This is a genomic window from Bacillus sp. mrc49, assembly GCF_002803435.1.
This window is the reverse complement of sequence record NZ_PHNG01000342.1, coordinates 1-351: the sequence shown is the minus strand read 5'-3', so window position 1 is coordinate 351 and position 351 is coordinate 1. Positions and strand designations below refer to the sequence as shown.

General features: G+C 39.3%; 1 pseudogene. It reads right to left on the bottom strand.

The features are described 5' to 3' along the window. Positions 1–74 precede the first annotated feature (74 nt). Positions 75–351: pseudogene (locus tag CVN76_RS02250) on the bottom strand (thiamine biosynthesis protein MoeB); the annotation flags it as partial.

The window sequence follows — 351 nt, the reverse complement described above, 5'->3', positions numbered from 1 at the left end:
TTGCGTTACTTTACGTACACATTCTCCTATAGGAATCGGGGTTCGTTTTTCTACCATACCTTTCCCTCCTTCCATTAGCCCAACAGACGATAATATAGATTTTTGGCGAGCTGGATATCATTCGTTCCATGAACAAAAACACGTCCATCTCCAAATATAACCAGGCGATGATTTTGAAGCTGGCAAGACAATAAATAAGGATTTCTAGAAACCTTTCCTTGAGCTTTTAATCGTTTTTCCATATGATCGAAGCAATATTCAATGCTTCTGGCAGGTCTGATTTGAACGGTATTCCGGCCGCATAATACTTCTGTTTTCGTCTGATTTTCATACGATAAATACGGAAACGTC